This is a genomic window from Saccharothrix sp. ST-888 (assembly GCF_000955975.1).
In the GTDB taxonomy this organism is placed as follows: Bacteria; Actinomycetota; Actinomycetes; order Streptomycetales; family Streptomycetaceae; genus Kitasatospora.
The window spans coordinates 1-25,802 of the sequence record NZ_JYJF01000110.1 but is presented as its reverse complement, the minus strand read 5'-3'; the positions used below and the strand labels follow the sequence as shown (position 1 = coordinate 25,802).

Sequence of the window (25,802 nt, the reverse complement as noted above, 5' to 3'; positions counted from 1 at the left end):
GGACGACAGTTCCCCGGAACCAGGCGCATCCGCACCACGACGCGAGACCAGCAGCAGACTGCGCACCCCGTGCTCGGCCACCAGATGACGCGCGACCAGGCCGCCCAGCATCCCGGACGCACCGGTCACCAGCACCGTGCCGAGCGCGTCGAACACCGCAGGCAGCTCACCGGACGCGGCGGCGCGGGCCAGCCTGGGCACCCGTACGACGCCCTCGCGGACCGCGAACTCCGGCTCGCCGGAGGCCAGGGCTCCTGCCAGGACCTCGCCCGGGACGCCCTGGGTGTCCAGGTCGATCAGCACCAGCCGGTCGGGGTTCTCCAGCTGGGCGGAGCGCACCAGGCCCCACACCGGGGCGTGGACCAGGTTGTCACCGCCTGCCACCGCACCACGGGTCACCAGGACCAGGCGCGAGGAGGCGAACCGCTCGTCCGCCAGCCACTCCTGGACCACACCGAGCACACCGTGCAGCGCAGCACGGACAGTTGAGGCGGTCCCGGCAGCGGAGTCAGCGGCGTCAGCGGCGTCCAGCCCGAGGAAGACGGCTTCCGGCAGCACCGCGCCCGCGTCGACCGCCGCGCCCAGCGCGGCCAGATCGGCGAAGCTCTCGACGCCGGTGCCGAACGGGTCGGCGCCGAGCGCCGCCCACCGGCCGCCGCCGGTCGCGGCCGAGACCGGCAGCGAGGTCCACTCCACCCGGAAGAGCGAGTCGACGTATCCGGCCCGGGCGGCCCGGAGCTGCTCCTCGGAGATCTCCCGCAGGGTGAGGGAGCGGACCGTCATCACCGGCTGGCCGGCGGCGTCGGCGAGGTCGAGGGCGACCTCGCCCCGGCCCAGCGGGGTGACCCGCAGGCGCAGCGACGAGGCGCCGGTGGCGTGCAGGGTGACGCCGTTCCAGGCGAACGGCAGGCCGCCGCGGACGGCGTCGTCGGCCGCGTCCGGACCGGTGCCGTCGGTGGTGCCGTCGGCGGAGGCGCCGAGCGCGTGCAGGGCGGCGTCCAGCAGGGCGGGGTGGATGCCGAAGCGGTCGGCGTCGTCCCGGGCCTGGACGGGCAGCGCGATCTCGGCGAAGATCTCGCCGTCGCGCAGCCAGGCGGCCTGCAGGCCCCGGAAGACCGGGCCGTAGCCGAAGCCGGCCTCGGCCAGGCCGGTGTGGATCTCCTGGACGTCCACCGGAGTGGCGTCGGCGGGCGGCCACTGGGTGAGCTCGAAGGAGGCGGCCTCGGTGGCGACGGTGAGGACACCGGTGGCGTGCCGGGTCCACGGCTCCTCGGCCTGGGCGCCCTCGGTCCGGGAGTGCAGGCTGAAGGAGCGGCTGCCGCTCTCGTCGGCCCCGCTCAGCACGATCTGGAGCTGCACGCCGCCCTGCGCGGGCAGCAGCAGCGGTGCTTCGAGGGTGAGTTCCTCGATGAGGTCGCAGCCGGCCTGGTCACCGGCCCGGAGGGCGAGTTCGACGAAGGCCGTGCCCGGGAGCAGCACGGTGCCCATGACCGCGTGGTCGGCGAGCCAGGGGTGGCTGTCGAGGGAGAGCCGGCCGGTGAGCAGGAAGCCGTCGACGTCCGCCAGTGCCACGGCGGCACCGAGCAGCGGGTGGTCGGCGGCGCCGAGGCCGATGGCGGCGGCGTCGCCGACCGGGCTGGTGGCGTCGAGCCAGTACCGTTCGCGCTGGAAGCCGTAGGTGGGCAGGTCGACCCGGCGGGCGCCCTGGCCGGCGAAGAGCCCGTCCCAGTCCAGGGCCGCGCCCCGGAGGTGGGCCCGGCCGAGGGCGGTGGTCAGGGTCCGGACCTCGGGGCGGCCCGCGCGCAGGACCGGCAGGAAGGCCGCGTCCTCGCCGGCCGACTCCTGGCCGAGCGCGGAGAGGACGCCGTCGGGGCCCAGTTCCACGAAGGTGCGGACGCCTTCGCGCTCCAGGGTCAGCATCGCGTCGTGGAAGCGGACGGCCTCGCGGACGTGGCGCACCCAGTACTCGGGGGTGCAGATCTCCTCGGCGGGGACGAGGTCGCCGGTGAGGGTGGAGACGATCGGGACGGCCGGTGCGGCGTAGGACACCACCTGGGCGCAGCGCAGGAACTCGGCGAGCATGCCGTCCATCAGCGGCGAGTGGAAGGCGTGGCTGACGGTGAGCCGCTTGGTCTTGCAGCCCTGGGCGGCCAGCTGCCCGGCGATCTCGACGACGGCGGCCTCGGCGCCGGAGAGGACCACCGCCGAGGGCCCGTTGACGGCCGCGATGCCCACCTCGGCCTCGCGTCCTGCGAGCAGCGGCAGGACCTGCTCCTCGCTCGCCTGGACCGCCACCATGGCGCCGCCGGCGGGCAGTTGCCGCATCAGCCGGCCGCGTGCGGCCACCAGCAGTGCGGCGTCCTCCAGCGAGAGGACACCGGCGGCGTGTGCGGCGGCGAGTTCGCCGATCGAGTGGCCGGCCAGCAGGTCGGGCCGCAGGCCCCACGCCTCGACCAGGCGGAACAGGGCGACCTCGACGGCGAAGAGCGCGGGCTGGGTGTAGTCGGTGCGGTGCAGGAGGTCCGCCTCGGCGGAGCCCTCGGGGGCGAACAGGACCTCGCGCAGCGGGCGTTCCAGCTGGAGGTCGAGGTAGCCGCACGCCTTGTCCAGGGCCTTGGCGAACACCGGGAAGGTCTCGTACAGTTCGCGGCCCATGGCGAGGCGCTGGCTGCCCTGGCCGGTGAACAGGAAGGCGGTCCGGCCCTCCACCGGCGAGCCGCGCAGCACGCCGGCCGCGGTGGTGCCCTCGGCGAGGGCGTCCAGGGCCTGCCGGAAGCCCTCGTGGTCGCCCGCCAGCAGGACGGCGCGGTGCTCGAAGCTCGCGCGGGTGGTGGCGAGGGAGTGGCCGAGGTCGGCCGGGGTGTGCTCGGGGTGGGCGTCGAGGTGGGTGCGCAGGCGCTCGGCCTGGGTGCGCAGGGCGTCGGGGGTCTTGGCGGAGAGCACCCACGGCAGGACGGCCGGGGCGACGTCGGCGGCCGGCGTGCCGGTCGGTTCGGCGGTCTGCTCGGCGGTGGGCGGGGCCTGCTCGATGACGGCGTGCGCGTTGGTGCCGCTGAAGCCGAAGGAGGAGACGCCCGCGCGGCGCGGCTCGCCGGTCTGCGGCCACGGCCGGGCCTCGGCGAGCAGTTCGACCGTGCCCGCGCTCCAGTCGACGTGCGGGGTGGGCTCGTCCACGTGCAGAGTGCGCGGCAGGACGCCGTGCCGCATCGCCATGACCATCTTGATGATCCCGCCGATGCCGGCGGCGGCCTGGGTGTGGCCGATGTTGGACTTCAGCGAGCCCAGCCACAGCGGCTGGTCCTCGGAGCGGCCCTGGCCGTAGGTGGCGAGCAACGCCTGGGCCTCGATCGGGTCGCCGAGGGTGGTACCGGTGCCGTGCGCCTCGACCGTGTCGATCTGGGTGGCCGTCAGTCCGGCGTCGGCCAGCGCCTGGCGGATCACCCGCTGCTGGGACGGACCGTTGGGGGCGGTCAGGCCGTTGGAGGCGCCGTCCTGGTTGATCGCGGTGCCCCGGACGATCGCCAGGACGGGGTGGCCGTTGCGCTGGGCGTCGGAGAGCCGCTCGACCAGCAGCATGCCGACGCCCTCGCCCCAGGCGGTGCCGTCTGCTGCGGCGGCGAAGGGCTTGCAGCGGCCGTCGGGGGCGAGGCCGCGCTGGCGGCTGAAGGCGATGAAGGAGCCGGGGTTGGCCATCACGGCGACACCGCCGGCGAGGGCGATGCCGCACTCGCCCCGGCGCAGCGACTGCACGGCGAGGTGCAGGGCGACCAGCGAGGAGGAGCAGGCGGTGTCGATGGTGACCGCGGGGCCCTGGAAGCCGAAGGTGTAGGAGAGGCGGCCGGAGGCGACGCTGGCGGCGTTGCCGGTGACCAGGTAGCCCTCCATGCCCTCGCCGGCCTCGTGCAGGCGCGGGCCGTAGTCCTGTGCCTCGGCGCCGATGAAGACGCCGGTGCGGGACTCGCGCAGGGTGCCGGGGTCGATGCCGGCCCGCTCGAACGCCTCCCAGGAGGTCTCCAGCAGCAGGCGCTGCTGCGGGTCCATGGCGAGGGCCTCGCGCGGGGAGATCGCGAAGAAGCCGGGGTCGAAGGTGTCCGCGTCGTGCAGGAAGCCGCCGGCCTGCGCGTAGCTGGTGCCGGGGTGGTCCGGGTCCGGGTCGTACAGGCTGCCGAGGTCCCAGCCGCGGCCGGCCGGGAAGGACGAGATCGCGTCGACGCCGTCCGCGACCAGCTGCCACAGCTGCTCCGGTGAGTGGGCGTCACCGGGGAATCGGCAGGCCATCGCGACGATGGCGATGGGCTCGTCGTGAACGGGGGCGTGGAATTCCGGCAGGCCCGTTTCGGCGGCCGTGCCGAGGATTTCCGCGCGCAGGTGCCGGGAGAGCGAGGCGGGCGTCGGGTGGTCGAAGACCAGGGTGACCGGAAGGCGCAGCCCGGTGGCCGCGGCGAGCCTGCTGTGGAGGTCCACGGCGGCCAGCGAGTCGAATCCGAGTTCCAGGAACGGGCGGTCGGCTCCGACGACGGCGGACGACTTTCCGCTCAGGGCTTCCCTGGCCTGTTCGAGCACCAGGTTCAGCAGCGTCCGCTGCTGCTCCGGCTCGGACAGTTCGGCCAGTTTCCGACGCCAGGACGAGAATTCGCCAGGCATTCCGGCACCCGCACCGTCCGGCTCCGAAATGAAACCCTCGGACTGGTTCTTCATCACGCGCTCCACTACCCAGCAGACGGTATCCAAGACCTCTGGTCAGCCTGTCACGGGCACCAAGCACTCGAAAGCCCCTAAGGGACCCCTAAACACCCCTACGATTTCGACCGGCGACCCCTGTCTTTCCGGGGCCGCCGGTCGGCGGTGAATCATTCGGGAATTCCTTTTCCCGCAATCGCCCGACAATACCCCGAAGAAGCCTTCGGGGACGTCTGCTTTCAGTTGTTCCGTTCCAGGAACGGCGTGAGCAGTCCGGGTACGGCCTCCTCGGCGAAGGCCAGTCCGTCGGCGGTGGCGACGTCGCGGACCTTGTAGGAGCCGCTGCCGGCCGCCGTGGTCGCGGCGAGGGTCAGCAGGCCCGAGCGGCGCTGGAAGAGCGACCGGCTGACGGTCAGTCCGATCACGCCCTCGCGCTGCAGTGCGACCGTGCGGTGGGCGAAGGTGCCCGCCCTGGCGACCAGGTAGCGGCCGCTCAGGCCGTGCCCCAGCGTGCGGTAGGCGTCCACGGCCAGCAGGCAGACCGCGGGCAGCAGGACCGTTGCGGTGATCCCGGCCGCGGTGAGGAAGCCGGTCCGCCAGCCGCCGGGCAGCCAGATCGCGGGCACCGCGAGCACGGCCGCACTCAGCAGCACCACCAGCAGGCCCCGGTTGATGCGGCGGCGCAGCGCGGCCCGGGGGTGCGGGCGCAGCGCGGCGAGGGTGGTCGGGGAGTCCTGCTCGCCGAGGACCTCGGCGGCCACCCGGAGGATCTCGGCGCGCGGCGCGGGGGGCATCAGGGCGCCCCGGGTGCGGTTCTCCTCGGCCGAGCCGAGGCCGCTGGCGACGGCGTGCAGGCGGGCGCCGCCGCCCCAGCGCAGCAGCATGGGTTCGATCACCTCGACGCCGCGCAGCCGCCGTTCCTCGATGGAGACCGAGCGGTGGATGAACAGGCCGCGGCGGACCCGGAGGATGGCGCCGTCCTCGCGTTCCAGCCGGAACCCGGACCAGCCCTCGATGTAGAGGCCGATCGCGCCGAGGGTGCCGAGGGCGGCGACGGTCAGCAGCAGCGCCGGGATGCCGAGCCACAGCGGCACCGAGGTGAAGGCGTCCACGAGGTGCTGGACGACACCGAGTTCCAGCGGGTCGATCTGCATCTCGTGCAGGGTGCGGTAGCTGATGCCGAGGACGGCGAAGAGTCCGCCGACGCCCCAGATGGTCAGGGGTGCGTAGCGCAGCCAGGACCGGTGGAGTTCGGCGATCGGGGCGTGTTCGTCCGGTGCGGTGGCGGCGGACGGGTCGGCGAGCAGGGCGGCGCGGCGGTTGAGCAGGTCCTGGCGCAGGGCGGCGGCCTGGGCCCGGGTGACGCCGTCCAGGGAGAGTTTGGACGCGCCGCCGTGGGCGGCGGCGCCGATGTCGACCGAGGCGAGGCCGAAGAGGCGGTGCAGCGGTCGGGCGGTGATGTCGGCGCTGCGGATGCGGTCCAGCGGGATGGAACGGAGGCTGCGGAAGAGCAGACCGGAGCGGAGTTCGAGGCGCTGGTCGGTGATCCGGTAGCCGGTGGTGAGGAAGCGCATCAGGTTGACGCCCGCCACGATCGCGAAGGCGATGGTGAAGGAGCCGAGGGTGAGCAGCGCCTGCAGGTTGACCTTGCCGCCGGTGCCGAGCAGGGTGCCCGCGCCGGTGACCACCGGGGCGAGCAGCCAGCTGAGGTGGACCGGAATCAGGCGCGGGCTGAGCCGCTGCCAGTCGTCCGCTCCGATCTCGCCCGCCGCTGCGGTGCCGTCGGCCGTCCCGGCGCTCATGTCGCGTCTCCCGGGGTGGCCTGGGTGGCCCGGGTGAGGTGCTCCACCACGTCGAGGGCCTGGCGGTGGTCGATCCCGCGGATCTTGAGGTCGCCGGAGGCGGAGGCCGTGGTGACCTTGATCCCGGAGAGCCCGAACAGCTGCTCCAGCGGCCCGCGGACGGTGTCCACGGTCTGGATCCGGGAGAGCGGGGCGACCCGCCACTTCTGCCAGAGCCAGCCGGTGGCGGTGTAGACCGCCTGGTCGGTGGTCTCCCAGCGGTGGACCCGGTAGCGCCACAGCGGCATGACCGCCATGTACGCGATCCCGGGCAGCGCGACGGCGAGGAGGATCCAGCCGAAGACGAAGCGCGCGGGCGGAATGAGCAGGTACAGGGTGCCCACAACGAGCATGGTGGGCACGGGAATCAGCGAGGACTGGACGGTCCACCAGGCGATGGCCCGGCGCTCGACCCGATGCCGGGGCGGTCGAAGTCGAAGAGTTTCGGAATGACGCACGCTCAGATCCTAACCAGGTGCTATCGGGCGGAGATCCGGAGCCGACGGCGGCGGCTCATGACAACCACCGTCCGCGCCAGCACCGTTGCGAGAGCCATCAGTACCAGCGAATTGGAGAAGACCTCGGGGCCGCTGATCCGGTACTTGACGGCGAACTCGATGATCTGGGCGGTGTACCAGTGCTCGATTCCATAGACGAAGAGCACCCGGGCCGCCGACATCACGAGCCAGAACAGTGCATACAGTACTCCGGCCCTGGTGTACACCTGACCATTCGCATCCAGGTGCGCGGGCAGCATGGCACCGGCGGTCAGCCCGAGAATGACGCCTATCCCGACGCCGACGAGTTGCAGCGACAGGTCGTTGCCGCCCAGTTGCGGCGAGTGGAAGAAGAGCGCCATGACGATCGCCACCGCGATCAGCGGCCGGATCAGCCGCATCGCGGTGACGCGCCGCCGGCCCAGGTCGCTGCCGAGAATGACTACCAGGACCGTTCCACTGACCACCAGGGTGATCGAGAATCCACTCATTGCGTGCGTGCTCCAGAGGAGTTGTCGGCCGATTGCCTTCACCTCCTCCAGGCTAGGAACACGGCGGGCCGCCCGAAACGACTGGACAGTGGAACCGGCTGTCCACCGATCGACGTACAGCACGGGCCGGCCGGGGCCCCGGCCGGTGTGGGTGCACCGGGCGGACCGGCCGTGGTAGGACTGGTCGACGTGCCCTCTCGAACCGCCCCTGACCAGCCCTCGGCCGAAAACACGGCCCCGGAAACGAACGACAGCCTGGACCCGGTGGTCCGCTGGTTCGGGCTCTGGGACGCCTACTTCGGCCTCTCCTACCTGGTCACCACCGGGCTGCTGCTCACCTCCCAGAGCCCGCCGGGCCGCCTGGCCGGGGCGATCGCCGCGCTGACCCTGATCGTCCCCTGGTACGCGGGGTTCGGCCGGGCGCTGATGCTCGGCCGGGTGAAGTCCGGGCGCAGCCGGTGGTTCGCGCTCGGGCTGATCTCGCTGTTCGGCCTCGCCACCGCGCTCGATCTGCGCAGCTCCTTCGCGCTGTTCGCGATCTGTCCGATGCTGCTGATGAGCCTGCCTTCGGCGCCCGGCATCGTGGTGGTGCTGCTGGCCAACCTGGTTCCGCTGGTCCTGGTCTGGGTCACCAGCGGCGAGCTGGGGTCGGCCGTCCTCGGCATTCTGCCGACCACGCTGCTCGGGATCGCGCTCGCGGTGCTGCTCGGTCTGTGGATCACCAGGGTGGTCGAGCAGAGCCGGGACCGGGCCCGGCTGATCGAGGAGTTGGAGCTGAGCCGGGAGCAGGTGGCCCATCTGTCCCGCCAGGCCGGGATCGCGGCCGAGCGGGAGCGGCTCGCCCGGGAGATCCACGACACCCTGGCGCAGGGGCTGACCAGCATCATCGCCCTGATCCAAGCGGCCGACTCGGAGTTGGAGGAGGCGCCCGAACTGGCCCGCAGGCACCTGGATCTGGCCGCCCGCTCCGCCACCGAGAACCTGGCCGAGACCCGCGGCTTCGTCGCCGCCCTCACCCCGGTCGCGCTGCGCGGCAACTCCCTCGGCGAGGCCGTCCGCCGCCAGGGCGAGGCACTCGCCGCCGAGACCGGGCTGACGGTCGACCACCGGGTCAGCGGCACGGAGTTCCCGCTGCCGACCGCGGTGAGCGTGGTGCTGCTGCGCACCGCGCAGGAGGCGCTGGCCAACGTCCGCAAGCACGCCTCGGCCCAACGGGTCGTGGTGCGCACCGAGTTCACCGACATCTCGGTCCGCCTGCTGGTCGAGGACGACGGCCGCGGCTTCGACCCGGAGCAGGACGACGATCACGGGTACGGGCTGCGCGGGATGCGGGCCCGGGTGGCCGAGATCGGCGGCTCGGTGGAGCTGGCCAGCGCCCCCGGCCGTGGGACCACCGTCGATGTCCTGGTACCACTCGACTGAGACCGACCGCCCCCGTGTGCCGGTCGGTCCGAACCCCGGCCGGGTGCCGGGTCTCGCACCCCCGGCGCACCGGGTGCCCGCCGTCTGCGGAAGGATGCGGGCCAGAGCGCTCAGACCCTTGGAGGTACCCGATGACCCCACCGCCGATCACCGTCCTGATCGCCGACGACCACCCCGTGGTGCGGGAGGGGCTGTCGGCGATGCTGGAGTCCGCGCCCGGGATCTCGGTGGTGGGCACGGCCGGGGGCGGTGAGGAGGCGGTGGTGCTGGCCGCCTCGCTCGACCCCGACGTGGTGCTGATGGACCTGCGGATGGGCGCGATGGACGGCGTCACCGCGACCGCCCGGATCCTGACGCACTCGCGCCGCCCCAAGGTCGTGGTGGTCACCACCTACGAGAGCGACGCGGACATCCTGCGCGCGGTCGAGGCCGGTGCGGCCGGCTACCTGCTCAAGGGCAGTTCGCGGGTGGACCTGATCAACGCGGTCCGGGCCGCCGCCCGGGGTGAGACCGTGCTCTCCCCCGCCGTTGCGGGCCGGCTGTTCCGGGCCAGGGCGCACGAGCCGCAGCCGCTGTCGGGGCGGGAGCGCGAGGTGCTGCTGCTGGTCGGGCGCGGACTGACCAACGCCGACATCGGCCGGGAGCTCCACATCGGCGAGGCGACCGTCAAGACCCATCTGCTGCGGGTCTTCAAGAAGCTCGACGTGTCCGACCGGACGGCGGCGGTGCTCGCCGCGATGGAGCGCGGACTGCTGGACTGACCGGTGGCCGATCAGCCTTCGGCGAGGGCCAGTTCGGTCATCTTCTTCTTGTCGGGCTTGCCGTTGCGGTTGAGCGGGAACTGCTCGACGACGACCACCCGGTTGGGCTGCTCGTAGACGGGCAGCAGCTCGGCGAGGTGGCGGCGCCAGTGGGCCGCGTCGCGCAGCTGCTCGTCCTCGACGAAGAAGACCAGGCTGCTGCCCCGGCGCTCGTCGGGCAGCGGGACGATCCGGGTGGCGCAGCCGCCGGCCGCGGCCTTCCGCTCGACGATCTCCGGGTAGAGGGTGTAGCCGTTGCGGTGGACCGCGAACTTGCGGCCGAGGACGAAGAGGTTGCCCGCCGCGTCCAGGTGGCCGAGGTCGCCGGTACGGAAGACCTGCTGGTCGACGGGGTCGATTCCGCCGTCCTGGGTGAGGTAGCCGACCATCACGTCCGGGGTCTCGATCAGCAGCTCGCCGACCTCCCCGGCCGGCACCTCGCGGTCCTCGTCGTCCACCACCCTGATCCGCAGACCATCCATCACCCGGCCGCAGGAGACCGGGTTGTCGCTGGTCGCGAAGGCCACGTTGCCGGCCTCCGTGCTGCCGTAGCTGTCCAGCAGCGGCAGGCCGAAGCGCTCGACGTAGCGGTCCACCAGCGCCTGGTCCAGCGGCGCGGCGCCGCTGCAGAACATCCGGACCGCGTCGAGCGAAGCGGCGAGAGGGGGCCGCTGCTTGATGATGGTGAGGATGCTGCGGTAGGTCGCCGGGGTGGCGTCGATGACGGTCGCACCGGAGTGCCCGGCCATCCGCAGGGCCCGGTCGGCGCGCCGGTAGGGGGCGATGACCAGCGAGCCCTGGACGATCCAGGCGATCAGCACCATCGAGAGGCCGTACTGGTGGGAGAAGGGCAGCAGCGGCAGCAGGACGTCGTCCGCGCAGTGGCCCATGTGGTGCGCGTTGCGCTCCAGGTTCTTCAGGAACCGGCCGCCGTTCTTGACGATGCCCTTGGGTTCGCCGGTGGATCCGGAGGACCACATGATCAGCGCGTCGTCGAGGTCGCACCAGGCGTCGAAGCAGAGCCGGCGGTCGGTCACCTCCAGGTCGGGGGCGGCCGCGAGGAGCTCGTAGAGGTAGACCGGGTCGGCGTCGGCGGGCACCGGGGCGTCGTCGTCCACCAGGACCAGCTTGGTCCCGGCCCGCCGGATGATGGACCCGGTGGTCTCCTGCTTCTCCTGCTGGTCCACCAGGACGACGGAGGCGCCCAGGTGCATCAGGGCGAAGAGGACCGAGACGTAGCTGATCGAGTTCCCGGCCTTGAGCAGCACCCGCTGGCCGAGTCCGACTCCCCGCTCCCGCAGGACCTGCGCTATCCGCAGGGTGTCCTGCTCGAACTCGGCGAGGGTCACGACCGAGGTTTCCGCAAGGATCTTTGCCGCCATCGGCTTCTCTTCCTGTCCGTGCCCGGCGGCCGGCGCCGACAGTCGCGGTCGCGGCATTCGACGAGCAGATCTCAACTGCTGTTGGTTTCCAGTACTGCCGGCACTCCGGGGCGCACGTCAGGAGTGCAGCACGGTGATCGCGGTGACCACCAGGCCGTCCTCGGCCAGCCAGCGGCCCTCGAAGCCCGGCAGCCGCCGGCCGGCGACCAGCGGTCCCGGTACCAGCAGCCGGGCGGCGAAGGTGCCGTCGGGCTCGAAGGTGAGGGTCGCCTCCGAGAAGTCGAGCATCAGTCGGGTCAGCGGGAACCACGCCTTGTAGACGCTCTCCTTGGCGCTGAAGAGCAGCCGGTCCGCGCAGAGCCCCGGGTGGGCGCCGGTGAGCGCCGCCAGCCGGGGCAGCTCCTCGGAGCGGGCGACCGCCTCCAGCACCCCGTCGGGCAGCGGCTGGTTGGGCTCGGCGTCGATGCCGACGGTGAGCACCTCGGCGGCCGGGGCGAGCGCGGCGGCACGGTAGCCCAGGCAGTGGGTCATGCTGCCCACCACCTGGTCGGGCCAGCGCGGTGCGCCACGCTCGCCCGGCAGCAGCGGAACGGCCTGGTGGCCGAGCGCGGCCAGGGCCTGCCGGGCACAGGCCCGGACGGCGCGGAACTCGCCCTGCCGGCGCGGCACCGACTGCCGGATGTGCGCCGCCTCTTCGGGGAAGAGCTCGATCGGCTCGTCCTCGGCCGTGGTCTCGGCGGAGGCGACCGTCCCGGGGAGGATCCGTTCGATCACCGTGCCACCTCCGGGAAGATCTGCCGCAGGCCGGTCGGGGCGTCGTCGCCCCGGCGGCGCCACTCGCGCGGGTAGCCCACCGAGACCTCCTCGAAGCGGACGCCGTCGTAGTGGGTGACGCGGGGGATGTGCAGGTGCCCGTAGACGACCGCCGCGGTGTTGAAGCGGGTGTGCCAGTCGGCGGTGGCCGTGGTGCCGCACCACTGCGCGAACTCCGGGTAGTACAGGACGTCGGTGGGCTGCCTGACCAGCGGGTAGTGGTTGACCAGCACCGTCGGCACGCTCTGGTCGCAGGCCGCCAGGCGCTCCTCGGTCTCGGCCACCCGGGCCCGGCACCAGGCCTCCCGGCTGGGGTAGGGGTCGGGGTGCAGCAGGTACTCGTCGGCGCAGACCACGCCGGTCTCGTGCGCGCGGGCCAGCGCCTGCTCCTTGGTGGCCGCGCCGGCCGGGCGGAAGCTGTAGTCGTACCCGACGAAGAGCGGCGCGATCCGCACCGGGCCGTCCGCACCGGGCCAGACCGGGTACGGGTCCTCGGGGGTGTGCACGCCCAGGCCGCGGCAGAGTTCCACCAGGTGCTGGTAGCGGGCCACGCCGCGCAGCTGCACCGGGTCGGTGGGGTGGGTCCACAGTTCGTGGTTGCCGGGCGCCCAGACCACGGCGGCGAAGCGCTCAGTGAGCAGGCGCAGCGTCCACTCGATGTCCGCCACCAGCTCGCCGATGTCACCGGCGACGATCAGCCAGTCCGCCGGGCTGCGGGGGTGCAGCCCGCGGACGATCTCGCGGTTCTCCTGGTAGCTGATGTGCAGGTCGCTGGTGGCGAACAGGGCGCTGCCCGGTCCGTGGGTGCTCGACAAGGGGTGTGCCTTCCGATCGCGGGCAGTCAACTGACGGGCCGTAGGGCCGACTCTGGTGCGATCGTCGTCGTGGCGAAGTTGTCGACGGTGCACCTGAGCCGGCGCAGCAGACGGTCCCGGCCGACCACACTGATCCGCTCGACGCCCTGGGCCGCCAGGGTGTCGACGATCCCGGGCCAGCGCATCGGCCGGACGTACCCGCCGAGGATCCACTCGCGCGCCTGCTCGGCGGTACGGACCAGCGAGCCGTCCTGGTCGGAGACGATCGGGATCCGGGGGTCGCTCAACTCGTAGCCGGGCAGGATCTCCTGGTCGATCCGGTCGCGCAGCGGGCCGAAGATGCTCGCGTGGGCGGGCGGGCGCATGGTGTAGAGGGAGTAGCCGCCGACCGCGCCGATCCGCTCCTTGAAGCCGGCCAGCGCCCGTTCGTGCAGCGAGACCATGTACAGGTCGTGGTCCAGGTACGAGGAGATCTCGAACCACTCGTCGGCGTCCGCGAGTTCGGCGAGCAGCTGGTCCAGGGTCTCGCGCGGGACCTTCACGAAGGAGTGGGTCACGATGTCGCTGTGCTGCTCGGCGAAGTGGTCGCGCTCGCAGCGGGCGGTCTCGGCGACCAGCCGGACGGCCTCCTCGAAGGGGAGCACGCCCGCGTGGGCGGCGGCGGCCATCTTGCCGAAGCTGACGCCCGCGCAGTAACCGGCCTGCTCGGGGCGGGACTTGCCGCTCCACTCGACCAGCGCCAGGGAGGTCACGAAGGAGGCCACCTGGGCGACCTCGTCGTAGTCGTCCTCGGAGCCGCGCAGGGCGTCGAAGACGCTGTAGCCGAGCACCTCGTCGGCGACGGCGAAGCGCGCCCTGGCCTCCGCGTTCACGATCATGAATCTGCCGAAGTCGGCGAACCGTGAAGGGCCCATGGCGGGGAAGACAGTCGCGCTGCTCCGCGGCTCACCGGTCGTCATCTCAGCCCGTTCTCTCGGTGGTCGGCGTCGCCTTCGAGCCTAGCCATCCACGCGCCGCCCGCTACCCCTGTCCGCGCCCCTACGCCCCCTAAGCAGTTCCGCCGGCACATGGCTGTCGCCTCGACGGCTCTCCTCAGTCGCCGCAGCTCCGCTGCTACTTCTCCCCCAGCCTCCGGCCGGGAGGTACCCCCACCCCAGCGCCTCCGACCGCGGGCACCCCCACCCCAGCGCCTCCGGCCGGGGGCACCCTCATCTTCAGCCCACCCCCCATGTGACGGTCGGTCTGAGCAGTTCCGCCGGCACCAGCCGGGGCACCCTGCACACCCTCGGACCACGGGGGTCGGGGCGACCGGTCGGCCGGATGGCCGGCCCACGCCACTGGCCAGCGCAAATGCGGTGTGGTAGGGGGAAGTTAGGGGTTGTCCGGGCCTGTGCCGCACCATAGCTTCGGCCCGGAAACGGCCACTCCGAACGGTTCCACCGCTACCGAGGGACTACTCGCGATGAGGATTGCTTGCTGGCAGGCCGCGTGCGGCTCCCCCGACGTTGCGCAGCTGCTGGCGCGGCTGCGTGAGGTCGCCGGGCGGGCGGTGGAGGCGGGAGCGGAGCTGCTCGTCGCCCCCGAGATGACCCTGGGCGGCTATCCGCTGCGCCCGGGGACGCTGGCCGAGGTGTCCGAGCCCGTCGACGGGCCGCACTGTGCGGCGGTCTCGGAGATCGCCCGGGAGCAGGGCATCGCCATCGTGCACGGCTGGCCGGAGGACACCGGTGCCGCGGTCTTCAACGCGGCCCGGCTGGTCTCCGCCGAGGGTTCCACCCTGGCCGCGTACCGCAAGGCGCATCTCTTCGGCGAGGTGGACAGCTCCCGTTTCGCACCCGGCGACCACGGCGTGGTGCAGGCGCGGCTCGGCGGGCTGACGGTCGGCCTGCTGGTCTGCTACGACGTCGAGTTCCCGGAGGCGGTGCGCGCCCATGCGCTGGCCGGCACCGAACTGCTGGTGGTGCCGACCGCGTTGATGCGGCCCTGGGAGTTCGTCGCGCAGACGATCGTCCCCGCCCGCGCCTTCGAGAGCCAGCTCTACGTCGCCTACACCAACTGGATCGGCGAGCGGCTCAGCCTGGACTTCTGCGGTCTGACCACGGTGGCCGCCCCGAACGGCACCCGGCTGACGCTGGCGGAGCCGGTCGAGGGCCTGCTGCTGGCGGAGGTCGACCCGGCCGTGGTGGCCAAGGCGCGCGCCGACACCCCCTATCTCCACGACCGGCGCCCCGAGCTCTACGAGGGCCTGCCCGCCCGTCTGGGCTGAGCCTCTCGCGGGCCGGGCCCCGAAAGGTGTCCCAGATGTCCCTCAGTGCCCAGGAGCGCCCGGCGATGCGTGCCGCAACCGCTCCGCTGACCATGTTCGGCCCCGACTTCCCCTTCCCGTACGACGACTGGCTGCGCCATCCGGCCGGGCTCGGCGCGGTGCCCGCGGAGCGCCACGGCACCGAGGTGGCGGTGGTCGGCGGCGGGATCGCGGGCCTGGTCGCGGCGTACGAGCTAATGCGGCTGGGTCTGCGTCCGGTGCTGTACGAGGCCGGGGAGCTGGGCGGCCGGATGCGCGCGGTGCCGTTCGAGGCCGACCCCGGCTATGTGGCCGAGATGGGGGCGATGCGCTTCCCGGTCTCGGCCACGTCGCTCTTCCACTACCTGGACCTGCTCGGGCTGCAGACCCGCCCGTTCCCCAACCCGCTCTCCCCGCACACCTCCAGCACCCTGGTGCACCTGGGCGGCGAGCGGCACCTGGCCCGGTCGGTCGAGGACCTGCCGACGGTGTACCAGGAGGTGTCCGACGCCTGGGAGAAGACGCTGCGGGAGGAGGCCGAGCTGGCGGTGATGGAGGACGCGGTCCGGCGGCGGGACGTCCCGCTGCTGAAGGCGGTGTGGAACCGGATGGTGCGCACCCTGGACGACCAGTCCTTCCACGGCTTCCTGGCCGGCTCGCCGTTCTTCCGCTCCTTCCGGCACCGGGAGATCTTCGGCCAGGTCGGCTTCGGTACGGGCGGCTGGGACACCGACTTCCCCAACTCCGTGCTGGAGGTGCTGCGGGTGGTGTTCACCGGCGCCGACCAGGAGCAGGTGAGCATCGTCGGCGGCACCGGCCGGCTGGTCGAGGGGCTGTGGACGCTCCCCGCCGGGCGGGCGGCGCACTGGCCGGCCGACACCTCGCTCGCCGCGCTGCACGACGGGCAGCCGAGGCCCGGTGTGACGGCGCTGCGGCGGGTGGCCGACGGGGTGGCGGTCGAGGACGCGCAGGGCGCGGTCCGGACGTACCCGGCCGTGGTGTTCACCCCGCACGTGTGGACGCTGCTGAACCGGATCGACTGCGACCCGGCACTGCTCTCGGTGCCGCAGTGGACGGCGGTCGAGCGGACCCACTACATGGGCTCCTCCAAGCTGTTCGTCCTCACCGACCGCCCGTTCTGGCTGGACCGCGACCCGCGCACCGGCGAGGATGTGATGAGCATGACGCTCACCGACCGGATGCCGCGCGGGGTCTACCTCTTCGACGACGGGCCCGAGCGGCCCGGGGTGGTCTGCCTCTCCTACACCTGGAACGACGACTCGCTGAAGGTCGCCACCCTGAGCGACGAGGAGCGGCTGGAGCGGCTGCTCGCGGAGCTCCACAGGATCTACCCCGAAGTTGATCTTCGAAAGCACATCTGCGGGCCGCCGGTCTCGGTAACATGGGAGACGGAGCCTCTGTTCATGGGTGCTTTCAAGGCGAACCTTCCCGGTCAGTACCGTTACCAGCGGCGGCTCTTCACGCAGTTCGTGCAGGACGGCTCTCCGGCCGAGCAGCGCGGCCTGTTCCTGGCCGGTGACGATGTGTCATGGACGGCGGGGTTCGCCGAGGGGGCGGTCACGACGGCGCTCAACGCGGTCTGGGGTGTGGTCGACAGTCTGGGTGGTACGAGCCATCCGTCCAATCCCGGCCCCGGGGACGTCTTCGAGGAGATCGCCCCGCTCCTCCTGCCGGAGGAGTGAACACTCCCCGCGGGGGTAGGGGTGCGTGGTCGGGCGAGGCAACCGGGGGAACGGTTTCGGTGGTGGGCGGGGAAGGGTCCGGCTGGGCACAGCCGGGCGGGGCACCTATGGGCTGGGCATGACACAGTTGATCAACGCGTCCGAGCACACGTGGGTCGAACTCCTCACGGGTCTGGACGAGGCGGAGTTCGAGGACCTGCTGGAGACCCTGCGCCTGCGCGCCCGGGCCGACGGGCCCCGCGCCGGGCGCCGCTGGACGCTCTCCCTGGAGGACCGGGTCCTGCTGGTCTCGGCCTACTGGCGGACCCACCTGACCATGCGTGAGGTCGCCACCCTGTTCGGGATCTCGAAGTCGGCCGCCGACCGGATCGTCGGACACCTCGGCCCCCATCTCGAACTCTCCCCGCTGCGCCGCCGGCGCTGTCGGCTCTCGCTCCGGTGCGAGGCGGGGAGCGGCAGCACCGGCTCAGCCGACGACGAGTGCGGCGACGGGTGCGAGGACGAGAACTCCCCCGTGATCCCGGCCCACCACCACTGACCGAGCTCCACGGCCGGTCCGGCACAGCGATTTCGCTGTGGCGGACCGGCCGTTCGCGTATGCGCGGCGATAATTACGGGACAGTCGGATTCCGCCTACGAGAGTGCCGAATCCAGCAGGTTTGACGTGGCGATGAACGAATTCCTACCGGCCGGTCACCATCGCGCCCTGCAGGTTAACTTCAAGTGCCACATTCCGCACCGCCTGGACACACGAAAATTGTCCGGTTTGAGGTGGATTGCCGGGCCGAATCCAGCGCCGGGGACCCCCTATCGGCACCCCTACTGCACCTAGCCCCTTCAATTATTGATCGGTTCCTGACGGCAGTCATCGTCCCTCAGGCCGCGATGGTGTTATGTTCAGACCAGTTGTCCCGCAACTCGATCGTCGGCCCTCGGCTGAGGATGGCCACGCCGACTGAGTGCACGGGCGTGAATTCGCCCGGACAAGTAAATGGTTGAACTTCGGATAGTCCTGACCGTCCATCCGCGTTCGACCGCTGTGGCGGCTGCCAGCTCATCGGGGGAAAACTGACGTGCCATCAACTCTTCGTTCCAGCCGGCGAACTGCTCCTGCGGCTTGATGCCCAGGGCCTGTCGCCAGTGGTCGGCTGACCCGGCGGCAGAGCGGCACCCTCTCACCTCAGAACAGACCCCGGCCCATGGCGCACGTCCTCCCTCACCGGACACCCCTGGGCGGGAATCGGGACCTGAAGCAAGGAGTCCACTACATGACGGCCCGTTCCGGCCTCATCGAACGCATCGAGGAACTGCGGCTCCTGACCCGGCTCACCGCCGACCCACTCCAGGGAACCGGCTCGATCGGCCTGGTCGTCGGTCCGGTGGCCAGCGGCAAATCCGGGCTGCTGAACGCCCTGTGCGAAGAGGCGAACAGCTCCGGCGTCACCACGCTGCGGGCCGTCGGGGCACAGGCCGAATGCCGTACACCGCTGAGCATCGTCGGACAGCTGCTCCGACAGGCCCCGCTCACCGCCGAGCGCCGGGACCAGGTGCGGCACCTGCTCCTCATCTGCGAGAGAACCGCGGCCGAGCACACCGCACCCGCCGGTCCGGGCATGGAACCGTGGCAGCTCCCCACCGACCTGGTCCAGGAACTGTGCGCGGTGCTCTTCGAGCTCTCCACCGCCCGGCCACTGCTGATCTGCGTGGACGACGTCCACCACGCCGACCCGCTGTCACTCCAGTGGCTGCTCTTCCTGATCCGCCGGCTCGGCACCGCGCGCATCGCCGTGGTCCTCGCCGAACGCACCTCCGCGCAGCACCCCAACCCCGCCTTCCACGCCGAACTGCTGCGCCAGCCGAACTGCCTGCGCATCCTGCTCGGCCCGCTCTCCCGCCAGGGCGTGGTGCAGCTCCTGGAGTCCCGGCTCGACGTCGAGCGCGCGGCCCAACTGGCCGCCCGCTTCGACGCCCTGACGGGTGGGAACCCGCTGCTGATACACGCACTCCTGGAAGATCTGCGGACCTGTACCCGACTTCCGTCCGAACAGCGCCCGTCCATGCTGGGCGCCGGGTACGCGTTCTCGCAGGCCGTCGTCAGCTGCCTGCACCGCAGCGAACCCTCCGCCCTCGCGGTGGCCCGCGGCATCGCCGTCTTCGGTGACAGCTGCTCCACCCACCTGCTCGGGCAGCTGCTCGACCTCTCCCCCGCCTCGGTGGAGTGCGTCATCCGCGGCCTGGAGTCGGCCGGTCTGCTGGAGCAGGGCCGCTTCCGGCACCCCGCCGTCCGCACCGCCGTCCTGCACGACGCCGAGGCGGCCGACCTCAGCCGGCTCCAGCACCGCGCCGCCCACCTCCTCTACACCCAGGGCGCGCCCGAACGGGCCATCGCCGAACGGCTGTTGTCGTCGAACGAGCCGGGCGAGGGCTGGGGCACCCGGGTCCTGTGCGACGTCGCCCGCCAGGCGCTCTACGACGGGGACGCCGACCTGGCCAGGCGCTGCGTCGAGCACGCCCACCGGATCTGCACCGACCACCGGCAGCGCGGCGAGGTGCTCACCCTGCTGGCCGGCGTCGAGTGGCAGCTCCAGGCCGGCAACGCCACCAGACACCTGCCCCAGCTCACCGCCGCCCTGCGGGCCGGCGACCTCGGCGACCGGCACTCCGTCGTGGTCGTCAAGTACCTGCTGCGGCACGGCCGGATCACCGAGGCGGCAGGGGTGCTGGACCACCTGCTGGCCCAGGGACGCCCGGCCGAGGGCCGGACCACCGCCGAACTGCAGACCGTCAAACTGCTGCTCGCCAGCTCCTACCCCGGCGCGCTGGCCGAACTGCCGCCGTTCGGGCCGTGCAACGTCAACGAGGACCGCGCCCCGGCCGCGGTCCGCGCCGACCCGCAGCTGCAGGCCGCCGCCGTCCTCGACGAGGTGCTGAGCGGCTGCGCCGGCGAGAACACCTTCCTCGGCGCGGAGCAGGTCCTGCGCAGCATCCGGCTGAGCTACCGCTCCTGGGAGCAGGCCGAGTTCGCCCTCCTCACGCTCATCTACGGCGACCAGCTGGACCGCGCGGCCGTCTGCTGCGACCAGCTGCTGGGCAGGATCGGCCGCGCCGCCGAGGGCTGGCGGCCGCCGCTGCTCGCGCTGCGCAGCCTGATCGCGTTCCGGCAGGGCCGGCTCACCGAGGCGGAACGTTTCGCCAAGACCGCTCTCGACCAGATGCCCTGGCAGGGCTGGGGAGTGACGATCGGTCTGCCGATGGCCGTCCTGCTGATGGCCCAGACCGCGATGGGCAAGTACGAGGACGCGGCCGAGCTGCTGAGCCGCCCGGTGCCGCAGGCCATCTACCAGACCCGCTACGGCCTGCACTACCTGCACGCCCGGGGCGAGTACCGGCTGGCCACCAGCAACCCGCACGCAGCCCTCGACGACTTCCTGATCTGCGGCGAGATGATGCAGGAGTGGGGCATCGACCTGCCGACCGTGGTGCCGTGGCGGGCCGCCGCCGCCCGGGTCCACCTGAGCATGGACAACCACCAGCAGGCCAAGGTCCTGATCGACGAGCAGTTCAAGCGACTGCGGCCCGGCCCCTCCCGCTCCCGTGGCATCGCCCTCCGGCTGGGTGCCGCCGTCGCCGAGCTCCGCTACCGCCCCTCGCTGCTGCGCCAGGCCGTGGACGAGCTCCAGCGCTGCGACTCACCGGTCGAACTGGCCCTGGCCCTGGCCGACCTGGGCTACGCCTACCAGAACCTGGGCGACCACAAGCGCTCCCGGGTCATGATGAACCGGGCCTGGCAGCTGGCCAAGGAGCATTCCGCCGAGCCCATCCTGCGGGGCCTGTCCAGCATGTTCTGCGACGTCCGCGAGGAGACCCCGCAGACGGCGGCCGCTCCCCTGGCCGGCGACCTGAGCGACGCCGAACGGCGGGTCGCCTCGCTGGCCGCACTCGGGCACACCAACCGGGAGATCGCCCGGGAGCTCTTCATCACCGTCAGCACGGTGGAACAGCACCTGACCCGGGTCTACCGCAAGCTCAAGGTCACCCGGCGCAGCGATCTGCCCGGCGAGCTCTGCCTGGTCTCGACCGGCAACAGCTCCTCCTGCGCCTGACGCTCCGCTTCCATCCCGCTTCCCACCGCCCGCCGCTGGTGTCCGATCAGCGCGGCGGGCTCCCCGGGGCGCGGGGAACCGGGCGAGAAGCCCTGCACCTTCGCAGGAGCTCCTCGCCCGGTTCCCCGCGCCCTCCGGTCGTTCGTCCACCGGCCCGGTGATCAGCCGGCGGTGGCCCCGAGACGGTCGGTGATCTCGGCGAGCACGGCCTTCTGCTGCGTCGCGAGGTAGAAGTGGCCGCCGGGGAAGACGCGCAGCGTGAACTCGCCGGTGGTCTCATCCGACCAGGCCTTGGCCTCCTCGACCGTGGACTTGGGGTCGTCGTCACCGATCAGCGCCACGATCGGGCTGCTCAGCGGCTCGCCCTCCGGACGCCGGTAGGTCTCGATGGCCCGGTAGTCGTTGCGGATCGCGGGCAGGATCATCCGCAGGATCTCCTCGTCACCGAGCAGCGCCGTGTTGGTGCCGCTGAGCCCCTTGAGCTCGGACACCAGGCCGTCGTCGTTGCGCAGGTGGACCGTCTCGTCCCGGTGCGTGCCCGGTCCGCGCCGTCCCGAGGCGAAGAGGACGGCGGGCGGGCGCCCGTCCGCCTCCAGCCGCCGGGCCAGCTCGAAGCCGAGGATCGCACCCATACTGTGGCCGAATATTCCCAGCGGCCGGTCGTCCAGCGTGCGGATCATCCGGTGGACCTGGTCCGCCAGTTCGGCGACCGTGCCGATGCTCGGCTCGGTCCGGCGGTCCTGCCGGCCCGGGTACTGGACGGCGAGAACCTCGATCTCCGGCGACAGGGCCGCCGAGACCGGGAAGTAGAAGCTCGCCGAGCCGCCGGCGTGCGGCAGGCAGAGCAGGCGCACCTTGCTGTCGGGGGCCTGGTGGAAGCGGCGCATCCAGAGGTCGTACTCGGAGCTGGTGGGCGTGGTCATCGATCCCTCGTCTCTCTCGTCATGTGACAGCTTGTCAAGTCTGTTCCGGTCAAGGGTCCATCGGGCTGCCCCGGCCCGTCGGGGGTCGGGCCGGGGCAGCGGTCGGTGGGAGTCGCTGCGGTGTGTCAAGCACACCTCAGCATGTTCAGCACACCTCGCGCAGCCAATTCTCGATCAGTTCGGCGGTGGCGGCGGCGTGTTCCTCCATCACGGTGAAGTGGTCGCCGCTTCCGTCCAGGACGGTGTGCTCCAGCGGCCAGGAGGCCCGTACGCCGGCCTCCGGCCCGGCTGCGCCGTCCCGCCCGGGGGCGGCCAGTACGTCCACGGCCCGGACCAGCAGGGTGGGCGCGGCGAGTTCGGCGGGCTGCCGGCCGGCGAACAGCCGCAGGTAGCCGCCCATGGCGGTGAGCCGGGTGTCGTCCATCGGGACGTACGCCCCCTCACGCGCCAGCATCGCCCCGGTGAGGGCCGGGAGCAGGTCCTCCACCCGGCCGCCTGCGGGCCGCCCGTGGCTCTCGGGGTGGTCGCCGGCCTCGGGGTTGCTCTGGCCGTCACCCTCGAAGGAGTACGTGTCCACCAGGACCACCGCCGCCGGGTCCGAGCCCAGCTCCTCCAGCCGGACCGCCACGGCCTGGGCGAGCAGACCGCCCGTGGAGTGGCCGAGCAGGACGAAGGGGGCTTCCCCGGTCGTGCGCAGCACGCTCTGTGCGACGGCTTCGAGGATCGCCTCCGCCGTGGCGGGCAGCGGCTCGCCCTCCCGGAATCCCGGCAGCGGCAGCGCGCTGACGGCCCGTCGGCCGCGGAAGGCGGCGGCGATCCGGGCGTACTGGTGCGGGCCGGAGATCGCCAGCAGCGAGGGCAGGCAGACCAGGACGGGCTGCTCGGGCCCCTCCGCCAGCCGGACCGGCTGGGGCGCCAGCGCGGCCGCCTCCGCCGCCCCGAAGGACGGCCGGAAGCGCGAGGCCGCGAACAGCAGCTCCATGAACTCCCGGTTCCGGCCGGTCTCCGCGGCGCTGCGCAGCAGCGTGCCGATGGTGCCCAGCGGCCGGGCGTCCTCGGCCGGGCCGGCCTCGGCGCCGGACGTGGCGGTGTCCGCCAGCTGCTCCCGCAGCCGCACGGCCAGCAGCCTCGGGGTGGGCTGGTCGAACAGCAGGGTGGCGGGCAGGCGCAGCCCGGTGGCCAGGGCCAGCCGGTTGCGCAGCTCGACCGAGGTGAGCGAGTCGAAGCCCAGCTCCAGGAAGCCGCGTTCGACGTCCACCGCCTCCGGCCCCGGGTGGCCGAGTGCGGCAGCAGCGTGGGTGCGGACCAGGCCGAGCAGGACGGCTTCCTGCTCGGGCACGGTCAGCCCGGCGAGCTTCCCGGTCAGGGCACCGGCCGACTCCTGGACCGCCGTCGCCGACCTGCGGGCCGGGACGCGCAGCAGTCCGCGCAGCAGCGCCGGCACCTCGCCGGTCGCGGCGGCGTGGGCCCGCAGACCGGCCAGGTTCAGCCTGGCCGGGACCAGCAGCGCCCGGTCCGGCGCGCCGGCGGCGTCGAACAGCGCCAGCCCCTCCTCGACGGAGAGCGGCGCCACCCCGCCACGGGCCAGACGCTCGCGATCGGCCTCGGTGAGCCGGCCGCCCATGCCGCCGTCCTGCTCCCACAGGCCCCAGGCCAGCGAGACGGCGGGCAGCCCGTGGGCCCGCCGGTGCGCGGCCAGGGCGTCCAGGAAGGCGTTGGCCGCAGCGTAGTTGGCCTGTCCCGGTCCGCCGAAGACACCGGCCACCGAGGAGAACAGCACGAAGGCGGCGAGCTTCTGATCCTTCGTCAGCTCGTGCAGGTTCCAGGCCGCGTCCGCCTTGGGCCGCAGCACCCGGTCGACCCGCTCCCCGGTGAGCGAGGCGACGGCCCCGTCGTCGAGCAGACCGGCGGCGTGCACCACCGCGGTGAGCGGGTGACCGGCCGGCACCGAATCGAGCAGCGCGGCCACGGCCTCCCGGTCGGACACGTCGCAGGCGGCCAGGCGCACCTCGGCGCCCAGCTCGGCCAGCTCCCGCGTCAACTCGGCTGCCCCGTCGGCCGCTTCGCCGCGGCGGGAGACCAGCAGCAGGTGCCGCACACCCCGCTCGGCGACCAGGTGGCGGGCCAGCAGCCGGCCCAGCGAACCCGTGGCACCGGTGACCAGCACCGTGCCGGCGGGGTCCCACTCGGCGATGGTGCTGCTCCCGGCCGGGTCGACGGGCGGCTCCGGGGCCACCCGGGTCAGTCGGGGTGCGTACAACTGTCCGCTCCGGATGGCCAGTTGCGGCTCGGAGCCGGACGCCGCCGCAGGCAGTGCGCGGTAGGAGTCCTCGTCCCCGTCCAGGTCGAGCAGGACGATCCGCTCCGGGTTCTCGGTCTGGGCCGAACGGACCAGACCCCATACGGCGGCGGACGCCAGGTCGGACACGTCCGCCCCGGCCCGGGTCGACACCGCGCCCCGGGTGGCGAGGTACAGCCGCGCGTCGGCGGTGAAGTCCTCCGCGAGCCAGGACTGGACCAGCCCCAGTGCCCAGTGGGCCGCCTGGTGGGCGGCCTTCGCCGCATCCCCGCCCGTGTCGGCGGCGGGCGGGCAGAACGCGAGCACCCTCGCCGGCAGCGGCGCACCCGAGGTGACGGCCACGGCCAGCGCATCCAGGTCGGGGTAGCCGACCGGAGCGATTCCCGCCGACGCGACCGACTCGGGGGGCACGGAACCGAGGACCGCCCAGTCCTGCGCGGGCCGGGAGACCTCGGCCGGAGCGGGCAGCGTCACCCAGTCCAGTCCGAACAGCGTGTCACCCGTACCGCCGCCACTCGCACCGAGCTGCTCCGGCGAGAGCGGGCGCAGCGCGAGCGAGTGGACCGTCGCCACCGGACGACCGGCCGGGTCGGCCAGGTCCACCGCCAGCACGTCCTCACCCACCGCGCGGATCCGCACCCGCAGTTCGGCTGCGCCCGTGGCGTGCAGGGTGACCCCGCTCCAGGCGAAGGGCAGGCGCGCGCCGGCGGTGTCGGCCAGCAGACCGCCCAGGCCCAGGGTGTGCAGGGCGGAGTCGAGGAGCGCCGGGTGCAGTCCGAAGGCTGCGGCCTGAGCCCCGGCCTCCTCGGGCAGGGCGACCTCGGCGAACAGTTCGCCGTCGCGCCGCCAGGCGGCCCGCAGCCCCTGGAAGGCGGGACCGTAGGCGAAGCCGAGCGAGGCGAAGCCCTCGTACAGCCCGTCGACCTGGACCGGCTCGGCGCCCTGCGGCGGCCATTCGGTCAGGTCGAGGCCCGGCCCGCTCGGGGCCGGGGCGAGCACACCGGTGGCGTGCCTGGTCCAGGGAAGGTCCAGCGGTGCATCCTCGGACCGCGAGTGCAGGGTGAGGTGGCACCGCCCCGACTCGTCCGGCGCGCCCACGGCCACCTGGAGCTGGACCCCGCCGCGCTCGGGCAGGACGAGCGGCGCCTCCAGGGCCAGCTCCTCCACCAGGCCGCAGCCGACCTGGTCGCCGGCCCGGATCGCCAGCTCCACGAAGGCCGTTCCCGGCAGCAGGACCACGCCCATCACGGCATGGTCGGCGAGCCACGGGTGGGTGTCGAGGCCGAGACGGCCGGTGAAGAGCTGGCCCTCGGCATCGGCCAGCGCGACACTGGCACCGAGCAGCGGGTGGTCGGCCGACCACAGGCCGACCGCGGCGACGTCGCCGTAGAAGCCCGTGTAGGGCTTGGGCCAGTAACGCTCACGCTGGAAGGCGTAGGTGGGCAGGTCGACGCGCTGCGCGCCGGTACCCGTGAACACCGCCTGCCAGTCGAGCTTGATACCCCGGACGTGCAGCTGCGCCAAGGCGGTGGTGAAGCTCTGTGCCTCGGGACGGTCGCGGCGCAGGACTGGTGCGAACACCGCCTCCTCCGTCACGCACTCCTGGCCCATCGCGGTGAGGGTGCCGTCAGGGCCCAACTCCAGGAACGTACGGACGCCTTCACTCTCCAGGGTCTGCACGGCGTCGTGGAAGCGGACGGCCTCGCGGACGTGGCGCACCCAGTACTCGGGGGTGACCAGCTCGTCGGC

16 protein-coding genes are annotated in these 25,802 nt (G+C 72.6%); 6 read left to right on the top strand and 10 right to left on the bottom strand.

The window, feature by feature from the left end:
• The 4 genes from UK12_RS27030 to UK12_RS27015 all read right to left on the bottom strand — a co-directional run.
• The coding region (locus UK12_RS27030; RefSeq protein ID WP_442973853.1) for a beta-ketoacyl synthase N-terminal-like domain-containing protein at window positions 1-4,701 on the bottom strand (4,701 nt) is incomplete at its 3' end.
• 218 nt (window positions 4,702-4,919) lie between these two features.
• Entirely contained in the window at window positions 4,920-6,482 is a 1,563-nt protein-coding gene (locus UK12_RS27025; protein ID WP_045305784.1) for a PH domain-containing protein, read from the bottom strand.
• Window positions 6,479-6,985 carry a PH domain-containing protein gene (locus UK12_RS27020; RefSeq protein ID WP_442973852.1) on the bottom strand — a complete coding sequence of 169 codons (507 nt, stop codon included), beginning with the start codon at window positions 6,983-6,985 and terminating at the stop codon, window positions 6,479-6,481. The genes UK12_RS27025 and UK12_RS27020 overlap by 4 nt, the downstream gene beginning before the upstream one ends.
• A 14-nt stretch (window positions 6,986-6,999) precedes the next feature.
• Window positions 7,000-7,551, bottom strand: a complete 552-nt coding sequence (locus UK12_RS27015; protein WP_197085199.1) for a hypothetical protein — start codon at window positions 7,549-7,551, stop codon at window positions 7,000-7,002.
• Window positions 7,552-7,698: 147 nt separating this feature from the next.
• Here UK12_RS27015 and UK12_RS27010 point away from each other — a divergent pair, with 147 nt between their 5' ends.
• The gene (locus tag UK12_RS27010; RefSeq protein WP_082119990.1) at window positions 7,699-8,931 is read left to right on the top strand and encodes a sensor histidine kinase; all 1,233 of its coding nucleotides are present in this window, start codon (window positions 7,699-7,701) and stop codon (window positions 8,929-8,931) included.
• Between the two features lie 131 nt (window positions 8,932-9,062).
• The gene (locus tag UK12_RS27005) at window positions 9,063-9,692 is read left to right on the top strand and encodes a response regulator (protein ID WP_045305781.1); all 630 of its coding nucleotides are present in this window, start codon (window positions 9,063-9,065) and stop codon (window positions 9,690-9,692) included.
• 11 nt (window positions 9,693-9,703) lie between these two features.
• On the opposite strand, the gene UK12_RS27000 is transcribed toward UK12_RS27005, so the two are convergent.
• From UK12_RS27000 to UK12_RS26985, 4 genes are all read right to left on the bottom strand, one after another.
• Window positions 9,704-11,113, bottom strand: a complete 1,410-nt coding sequence (locus tag UK12_RS27000) for a class I adenylate-forming enzyme family protein (protein ID WP_045305780.1) — start codon at window positions 11,111-11,113, stop codon at window positions 9,704-9,706.
• Window positions 11,114-11,230: 117 nt separating this feature from the next.
• Window positions 11,231-11,887 carry a 4'-phosphopantetheinyl transferase family protein gene (locus UK12_RS26995; RefSeq protein ID WP_045305779.1) on the bottom strand — a complete coding sequence of 219 codons (657 nt, stop codon included), beginning with the start codon at window positions 11,885-11,887 and terminating at the stop codon, window positions 11,231-11,233.
• Window positions 11,884-12,741 (bottom strand): metallophosphoesterase family protein, encoded by an 858-nt coding sequence (locus UK12_RS26990; RefSeq protein WP_045305778.1) that lies wholly within the window; start codon window positions 12,739-12,741, stop codon window positions 11,884-11,886. Before UK12_RS26990 ends, UK12_RS26995 begins: the two co-directional genes overlap by 4 nt.
• 26 nt (window positions 12,742-12,767) lie before the next feature.
• Complete coding sequence (locus UK12_RS26985; protein ID WP_082119989.1) at window positions 12,768-13,655, bottom strand: ACP S-malonyltransferase; 888 nt, start codon at window positions 13,653-13,655, stop codon at window positions 12,768-12,770.
• A 548-nt stretch (window positions 13,656-14,203) separates the two neighbouring features.
• On the opposite strand from UK12_RS26985, the gene UK12_RS26980 reads away from it, so the two are divergent.
• From UK12_RS26980 to UK12_RS26965, 4 genes are all read left to right on the top strand, one after another.
• Entirely contained in the window at window positions 14,204-15,007 is an 804-nt protein-coding gene (locus UK12_RS26980) for a carbon-nitrogen hydrolase family protein (protein WP_045305777.1), read from the top strand.
• A 35-nt stretch (window positions 15,008-15,042) separates the two neighbouring features.
• A complete protein-coding gene (locus UK12_RS26975; protein ID WP_045305776.1) occupies window positions 15,043-16,728 on the top strand; it encodes a flavin monoamine oxidase family protein in 1,686 nt (561 codons plus the stop codon).
• Window positions 16,729-16,846: 118 nt separating this feature from the next.
• Window positions 16,847-17,266: a helix-turn-helix domain-containing protein gene (locus UK12_RS45160; RefSeq protein WP_082119988.1), complete on the top strand. Its 420-nt coding sequence runs from the start codon at window positions 16,847-16,849 to the stop codon at window positions 17,264-17,266.
• Window positions 17,267-17,996: 730 nt separating this feature from the next.
• The gene (locus tag UK12_RS26965; RefSeq protein ID WP_045305775.1) at window positions 17,997-20,831 is read left to right on the top strand and encodes a helix-turn-helix transcriptional regulator; all 2,835 of its coding nucleotides are present in this window, start codon (window positions 17,997-17,999) and stop codon (window positions 20,829-20,831) included.
• Window positions 20,832-20,992: 161 nt separating this feature from the next.
• Here UK12_RS26965 and UK12_RS26960 read toward each other — a convergent pair whose 3' ends face one another.
• Together UK12_RS26960 and UK12_RS26955 are read right to left on the bottom strand one after the other, a co-directional pair.
• Window positions 20,993-21,754 carry a thioesterase II family protein gene (locus tag UK12_RS26960; protein WP_045305774.1) on the bottom strand — a complete coding sequence of 254 codons (762 nt, stop codon included), beginning with the start codon at window positions 21,752-21,754 and terminating at the stop codon, window positions 20,993-20,995.
• Window positions 21,755-21,899: 145 nt separating this feature from the next.
• A partial coding sequence (locus tag UK12_RS26955) for a type I polyketide synthase (protein WP_045305773.1) occupies window positions 21,900-25,802 on the bottom strand: 3,903 nt, incomplete at its 5' end.

Coding starts and splice junctions, on each gene's coding strand:
- UK12_RS27005 (WP_045305781.1), top strand. CDS start 9,063: ATGACCCCACCGCCGATCACCGTCCTGATCGCCGACGACCACCCCGTG.
- UK12_RS26960 (WP_045305774.1), bottom strand. CDS start 21,754: ATGACCACGCCCACCAGCTCCGAGTACGACCTCTGGATGCGCCGCTTC.
- UK12_RS26975 (WP_045305776.1), top strand. CDS start 15,043: ATGTCCCTCAGTGCCCAGGAGCGCCCGGCGATGCGTGCCGCAACCGCT.
- UK12_RS26985 (WP_082119989.1), bottom strand. CDS start 13,655: ATGGGCCCTTCACGGTTCGCCGACTTCGGCAGATTCATGATCGTGAAC.
- UK12_RS45160 (WP_082119988.1), top strand. CDS start 16,847: ATGACACAGTTGATCAACGCGTCCGAGCACACGTGGGTCGAACTCCTC.
- UK12_RS27000 (WP_045305780.1), bottom strand. CDS start 11,113: ATGGCGGCAAAGATCCTTGCGGAAACCTCGGTCGTGACCCTCGCCGAG.
- UK12_RS26965 (WP_045305775.1), top strand. CDS start 17,997: ATGACGGCCCGTTCCGGCCTCATCGAACGCATCGAGGAACTGCGGCTC.
- UK12_RS26980 (WP_045305777.1), top strand. CDS start 14,204: ATGAGGATTGCTTGCTGGCAGGCCGCGTGCGGCTCCCCCGACGTTGCG.
- UK12_RS27025 (WP_045305784.1), bottom strand. CDS start 6,482: ATGAGCGCCGGGACGGCCGACGGCACCGCAGCGGCGGGCGAGATCGGA.